The sequence below is a fragment of the Chamaesiphon sp. VAR_48_metabat_135_sub genome (assembly GCF_031418915.1).
Classification (GTDB): Bacteria; Cyanobacteriota; Cyanobacteriia; order Cyanobacteriales; family Chamaesiphonaceae; genus Chamaesiphon.
Map to the genome: position 1 here is coordinate 1 of NZ_JANOJV010000326.1, position 7159 is coordinate 7159.

The 7159-nt window shown below is 45.9% G+C and carries 5 protein-coding genes; all 5 read left to right on the forward strand.

Annotation, left to right across the window (positions count from 1 at the left end; genetic code table 11):
• Positions 1–982 (forward strand): methionyl-tRNA formyltransferase (gene fmt / locus RMO55_RS22095; protein ID WP_310430285.1); only part of this gene is annotated, 982 nt, incomplete at its 5' end.
• Positions 983–1157: 175 nt separating this feature from the next.
• Positions 1158–2492, forward strand: coding sequence for a TrkH family potassium uptake protein (locus RMO55_RS22100; RefSeq protein WP_310430286.1), 1335 nt, complete (start codon positions 1158–1160; stop codon positions 2490–2492).
• A 54-nt stretch (positions 2493–2546) separates the two neighbouring features.
• Positions 2547–3245 carry a potassium channel family protein gene (locus RMO55_RS22105; RefSeq protein ID WP_396134454.1) on the forward strand — a complete coding sequence of 233 codons (699 nt, stop codon included), beginning with the start codon at positions 2547–2549 and terminating at the stop codon, positions 3243–3245.
• Positions 3246–3678: 433 nt separating this feature from the next.
• Positions 3679–5670 (forward strand): GspE/PulE family protein, encoded by a 1992-nt coding sequence (locus tag RMO55_RS22110; protein ID WP_310430288.1) that lies wholly within the window; start codon positions 3679–3681, stop codon positions 5668–5670.
• Between the two features lie 131 nt (positions 5671–5801).
• Complete coding sequence (locus tag RMO55_RS22115) at positions 5802–6902, forward strand: type IV pilus twitching motility protein PilT (RefSeq protein WP_310430289.1); 1101 nt, start codon at positions 5802–5804, stop codon at positions 6900–6902.
• Positions 6903–7159 lie beyond the last annotated feature (257 nt).

A 7159-nucleotide genomic window follows, 5' to 3' on the forward strand; every position in this document is an offset into this window, starting at 1 on the left:
CGTCTTCTTCGGTACACCTCAATTTGCTATTCCCACCCTGGAAAAACTCTTATCCAACCCCCAACTTCAAGTGGTTGGGGTGGTGACACAGCCAGATAAAAACCGAGGTAGGGGAAACAAACTATCACCATCGCCAATTAAAGAACTGGCTACCGCGCATCAACTCCCAATTTGGCAACCCGCACGGATCAAAAAAGATCCAGACACGATCGAGTCATTACGCGCCCTCGCTCCAGATATATTTGTAGTAATAGCCTACGGGCAGATATTATCTCAAGAAATTCTCGACATACCTAAATTGGGCTGTGTCAACGTGCATGGTTCGCTATTACCCCAGTATCGTGGTGCAGCACCGATTCAACGCTGCTTGACTGATGGTGTCACCCTGACAGGTATTACTACCATGTTGATGGATGCCGGAATGGACACTGGTGCGATGTTACTCAAATATGAAACTCCTGTCAACTTGCTAGATAATGCCGATGGATTAGCGGCAAAACTAGCCGTTGCAGGTGCTCAATTACTGATCGACACGATTCTGAGTATCGATCGAATTACACCCATTCCCCAAGAGCATTTAGCCGCCACTAGCGCACCACCGATTCAGAAATCAGAATATATCATCGACTGGACTCGATCGAGTATTTCGATCCACAATCGAGTTCGCGGCTTCTATCCTAATTGTGTCGCCACCTTCCGCGCACAGCCGCTAAAAATCATGACGACAGTACCATTGGGAGTCGAACTCTCAATGGATTTACCCCCAGAAATTCAGAAATTATTGCCAGAACTAGCCAGTCTAGATCTCAGCAACAGTTTACCAGGCACCGTAGTTAAAATCGTCAAAAGTTTAGGCCCAATTATTCAAACTGGAGCTGGTTATCTTCTCCTGCGTGAAGTTCAGCTATCTGGCAAACGTCCTCAATCTGGTAACGATTTAGTCAACGGGATGAGATTGACTGTAGGCGAAATTTTAGGTTAGTTCTCTGCCAAAGTTCAGGTTTTTTAGATCGATCCAAAAGATCTTACCGTGGGTATTTCAACCATTAAATTTCTAGCCAAAAACTGCTTCTAGAAGTCAAAAAGATGTCCCATTAAGCGTAAAATTAGTTACGAGCTTTACAGCTTCAATCCAAAATCCAGAATCCACAATCGAAATGACCGTTTCACGTACTATTTGCCTGGGGTTTCTTGCTGTCATCTTGACTGGTACGATGTTGCTGATGCTGCCGTTTTCGACCAGTAGCGGCCAGTGGAACGACCCAATCGTGGCGTTATTTACCTCCACCTCTGCCGTGTGCGTTACGGGGCATGTTGTGGTCGATACAGCTACCCACTTTTCCCGATTCGGGCAGTTTGCGATCGCGCTGCTGATTCAGGTTGGTGGGTTGGGATACATGACAGTTACGACTTTTCTCTTGTTGTTGCTGGGGCGCAGGTTTGGACTCAAGGATAAAATCGCGATTCAGCAGGCACTCGATCGCCGAGCACTTCAGGGTAGTACTCAGATTCTCAAATCTATTATTGCCACAACGCTGATTTTTGAACTAACAGGAGCGTTTTTGCTGCTATTGGTATTTGTTCCCGATCTCGGTTGGAATAAGGCAATCGGGTTCGCACTTTTCCATAGCGTCAGTGCTTGGAATAATGCCGGATTTGCCTTGTTCTCGGATAATTTAGCAGGCTATCGAGGCTCCTTCCTGATCAATGCGGTAATTACGGGACTAATTATCTTTGGCGGGATTGGGTACGAGGTAATTTTAGAATTCTACCTGATGCTGCGAGAGCGTCTATTGCAGCAGAAACTCAAGACTGCGCGAACTCTAAATTTTCAAGTAGCTGTGAGTACCACGCTATTTTTACTGATTGGGGGTACCGTGGCAATTTGGGCGATCGAAATTAGGAATCCCCAAACATTAGGCGCATTGAGTCTACCAGAACAGCTATTAGCAGCCTGGTTTCAGGCTGTCACCGCCCGCACCGCTGGTTTTAATACGATCGATGAGGGTAAAATCACCACTGCGGGGCTATTTGTGACGATTGCTCTAATGTTAATTGGTGGGAGTCCGGGCGGAACCGCTGGCGGGATTAAAACCACGACAGCACGGTTGTTATCAAGCTGTACTTACGCGATTTTACAAGGGAAAGAATCTGTGACACTTTATCGCCGTCAGGTACCCAATTCACTGCTATTGAAAGCGATTGCAGTTACCTTTGGATCGCTGATGACGGTAATATTTGCGACGATCCTAATTGCACTCGCCGATCCGAAACTAAACTTTATTAATATTCTGTTTGAAGTAGTTTCTGCTTTCGCCACTGTCGGACTTTCGACGGGGATTACCGCAGGGCTGACCTCTTTTAGTAAACTAGTGTTAGTCGCGACCATGTATATTGGGCGGGTGGGAGTTTTGCTACTAATTTCCGCTCTGTTGGGCGATCCTCGGATCGGTGCTGTTCGTTATCCAGAAGAATCATTATTAGTTGGATAAGAAAATAAGTAATAAGTAGTTATTCAAGATTCCATAATACCTATGACTAATTCAATCGATCGACCTGCTTTCAGCTTTTTTCGGAACTTAATGCCAAGTAGACCACGGCAATTTGCGGTGATTGGTTTAGGTAGATTTGGTCGAGCGGTATGCGAAACTTTACACACATCAGGATATGAAGTATTAGCTACCGATGTTGATGAAAAACGAGTCGCCGATATTTTAACCACAGGGCTAGCCGCCCATGCCATCATCATTGATTCTACCAATCCCCTCGCACTCAAGGAAGCGGGAATCTTCGAGTTTGATACCGTAATTGTCGCAATCGGAAATTACTTACAAGAGAGTATTATTACCACGCTGAATCTGAAAGAAGCGGGTGTTCCCTATGTGATTGCGAAAGCCTCTTCAGATGTTCATGCCAAACTCCTCCAAAAAGTCGGCGCAGATCGATTAGTATTGCCCGAACACGAAGCAGGCTGCAATTTGGCGCAGACACTGATTAAGCCAGGGATTTTAGACCGCCTCGACCTAGACCCCGAACACAGTATTGTCGAACTCAAGGCACCAGAGTCTTTTTATGGCAAAACAATCCTAGAACTAAGACTGCGGAGCGATTACGGATTGAATGTTTTAGCGATCGGCCAATCCCAGAATTTTGACATTAACCCCAAACCCGATCGTCGTCTCTGTCAGGATGATGTGCTGGTGGTGATTGGGAATAAGTTGGATCTCGATCGATTACCACTGTAATTATACTTTGCATGGGTATTGCTTGCGCTTTTTAGGTGAGGGTAGAGGGTAGAGGGTAGGTAAGAGTTTAGTGAAGCTCTCAGATTATGACTGTGCAAAGTTCATCTACAATTTTGTCGAAGAGATGACGATCTCCACAAAAATGTCTCAACTGCTTAGGTAGTTGAGACATTTTTGTTTTTATTTGTACATCAGAGTCGAGCGAAGAATTTCCGCTCGTCCAGATTAAATTAATTTTGATGGAATGAGTACATTCAGTCAAACTGTGGGAATACTGTAAAGCTAAGGAGAGATCTACAGTAGCTATGACTAAATCTCCATTCGATCGTCCGCAGTGACCTTTCTCCTTGCTGCCACAAATAGCCGCTATGATTCAATCTTCATCATCGATCGTCCGTAACGACTTTTCTCCCTTCTGCCACAAATAGCAGCTATGACTCAATCTTCATCCCCTAAACGGGCACTGATCGTCCGCAATGACTTTTCTCCTTTCGGCAATAAGCTGATTCAAGCAGGTTACGTTAATGCGGAACAGCTCAAACAGGCACTAGTCGATAGTCGAGCCAAAAATCACCCACTGACAGAGGTTTTGGAATCGATGACAGGCAAAGCTTTGCCTGCCGAGTTACAACATCAATATAAAAAACAACAGTTATTTGAACTCAAAATTGTTTATGGTTTGAATGCGGTGGATATTGCATCCCCCCAAATCAACAAGATTCAAATTCGTGAATTAATTAATACTTTTATCTCTGCTGATAGTTGTCGGCAACTTAAATTATTACCGATCGGTAAAATCGATGGAGATCCGCCAATTCTGACCGTGGCGATGATCAAGCCAGACGATCTCCAGGCCAAAAACGATCTAGATAAAATTCTCCGTCCCCACGGGATTGGGTGGCGGAGCGAGGCAATTGCCCCTGAAGATTATCAAAAACTCCTCGATGGTTACTTAGATGAGCGCATCCAACAGGATGAAGCAGACAATTCCAAGAAGAATCTCAGCATCGAAATTGAAAACTTCGATGCGCCAGAACTCGGTGGTGGGGAAGAGGAAATTAACGATGAAATTGATGTTCAGGGCGCAGAAGCTGCTCCTGTCGTCAAATTAGTCAACCAAATTCTGGCTAAAGGTCTATTAGATAAAGTTTCTGATATTCACATTGAGCCGCAAGAAGAGGGTTTGAGAGTTCGATTCCGTAAGGATGGAGTACTTCGTCAGGCCTTTCCGATCTTGCCCAAACATATTATTCCAGCAGTCATCTCTCGGTTCAAGATCATCGCTGAATTGGATATCGCCGAGCGACGACTGCCCCAAGATGGTCGGATTCGCCGGACATTTGAGGGTCGGAAAGTAGATTTCCGAATGAGTACTCTTCCCAGTCGTTATGGGGAAAAAGTCTGTATGCGGATTTTGGACAACTCTTCGACTCAACTGGGTTTAGATAAGTTGATTAGCGATTTGCCAACATTGGAAATCGTCCGCGAGATGGGTAGTCGTCCGTTTGGATTGATTCTAGTCACTGGTCCGACGGGTTCTGGTAAATCTACCACTCTCTATTCGCTACTAGCAGAACGGAATGACCCTGGAGTTAATATTAGTACGGCGGAAGACCCGATCGAGTATGCCCTCCCAGGCATCAACCAAGTTCAGGTAATTCGGGAAAAAGGGATGAACTTCGCCTCGATTCTCCGCGCCTTCATGCGGCAAGATCCTGACATCATCTTGGTGGGAGAAACCCGCGACCAAGAGACGGCTAAAACCTCAATGGAAGCCGCTTTAACTGGTCACATGGTCATGACTACTTTACACACGAATGACGCGGCTGGATCGATCGCACGGCTCGATGAAATGGGTGTAGAACCCTTTATGGTCTCGGCTGCGTTAATTGGCGTGGTTGCACAACGACTACTCCGGCGCGCTTGTTCTGAGTGTCGGATTGCCTACACTCCCAGCCGCGAAGAACTCGGTCGCTTTGGGCTATCGGCATCTGGAGATAACGTTATCACCTTCTACAAGGCTAACGAACTGAGTAATGATGAGATCGAATCCGCCAAAACTGCTGGAACTCTTTGCAAAAACTGCAACGGAGTCGGCTATCGCGGCCGAGTCGGTGTCTATGAAGTTATGCAAATTACCGACGAGCTAGCGACGCTGATCAACCAACGCGCTCCTTCCGCCATCATCAAGGAGACCGCCGTTCAACAAGGGATGAAGACGCTGCTAGCCTATAGTCTCCAAATGGTTCAAGAAGGTCAAACCACTCTCTCTGAAGTCGAACGAGTCACCTTTACCGACTCTGGTTTAGAAGCCGAAATCAAAGCCAAACGCAAAACCTCCCTGATTTGCAGTGTTTGCACTGCCGATCTCAGACCCGAATGGCTCGATTGTCCTTATTGTATGACTCCGAGATTTGAAAGCTAGGTGTTAGGTTTTAGGTTTTAGGACGCTTGCGTTCTCTTAATTTCTAACTTCTAACTCCTGACCTAAAACCTAACACCCAAAGCCTAAAAACTGACCTAAAGCCTAACACCTAACACCTAAAGTCTAAACTTATGTCCGAACTAATGATCGAAGACCTAATGGAGCAGCTCGTCGAAATGGGCGGTTCTGATATGCATATTCAAGCAGGTGCGCCTGTCTATTTCCGTGTCAGTGGCAAACTTGCACCCGTCGGATCTGAACCTTTGACTCCTCAAGACTGCCAAAAACTGATCTTTAGTATGCTCAATAATACTCAGCGCAAGGAACTAGAGCAAACGTGGGAAATAGACTGCTCCTATGGGGTGAAAGGATTAGCACGGTTTCGGGTCAATGTTTACAAAGAACGCGGCTGTTATGCCGCTTGTTTGCGAGCATTAGCTTCCAAAATTCCTAACTTCGATCAGATGGGTTTACCCGAAATTGTTAGGGAAATGAGCGGTCGCCCTAGAGGTTTGATTTTGGTCACGGGACCGACGGGATCTGGGAAAACTACGACAATGGCGGCAATGATCGATCTGATCAATCGGACTCGTGGCGAACATATTTTGACGATCGAAGATCCGATCGAATATGTTTTCTCCAACATCAAAAGCCTCGTCCACCAGCGACAAAAGGGTGAAGACACCAAAAGCTTCTCCAATGCCCTTAGAGCTGCCTTACGGGAAGATCCAGACGTGATTCTGGTCGGAGAATTGCGGGACTTAGAAACGATTAGTTTGGCGATTAGTGCTGCTGAAACCGGACACTTAGTAATGGGCACACTGCACACCAGTTCAGCCGCTCAAACGATCGATCGGATGCTCGATGTATTTCCCCCCGAACAACAGCCCCAAATCCGCGCTCAGTTATCAAACTCTCTTGTTGCCGTCTTTAGTCAAGCTCTAGTCCAGAAGAAAAAACCTAAACCAGGTGAATTCGGACGAGTCATGGTTCAAGAAATTATGATCGTCACTCCAGCAATCGCCAACCTGATTCGTGAAGGTAAAACCGCTCAAATCTACAGTGCAATTCAAACTGGAGCCAAGCTGGGGATGAATACAATGGAATCGATCCTTGCCAAACATATTCGTGAAGGTACCATTTCCTTTGAAGTTGGCGTTTCCAAATCCTCTCGACCCGATGAACTTCAACGTCTCATTGGAGCGACACCGATGGCAGCGACTCGGAATTAGGGGATATGGAATAGGGAATAGGGAATAGGGAATAGGGAATAGGGAATAGGGAATATTAATATTAGCGACCTTTTACCCTTTACCCTTTACCCTTTACCCTTTACCCTTTACCCCCTAAAAATCCTAAACTCTAAACCCTAACCCCTAACCCCTAACCCCTAACCCCTAACCCCTAAACTTATGCCAACCTTTATAGCTGAAGTCCGCGATTCTCAAGGTAATACCAAACAAGAGAAAGTTGATGCTCAAACAGTAGA

Coding starts and splice junctions, on each gene's coding strand:
- RMO55_RS22100 (WP_310430286.1), top strand. CDS start 1,158: ATGACCGTTTCACGTACTATTTGCCTGGGGTTTCTTGCTGTCATCTTG.
- RMO55_RS22110 (WP_310430288.1), top strand. CDS start 3,679: ATGACTCAATCTTCATCCCCTAAACGGGCACTGATCGTCCGCAATGAC.
- RMO55_RS22115 (WP_310430289.1), top strand. CDS start 5,802: ATGTCCGAACTAATGATCGAAGACCTAATGGAGCAGCTCGTCGAAATG.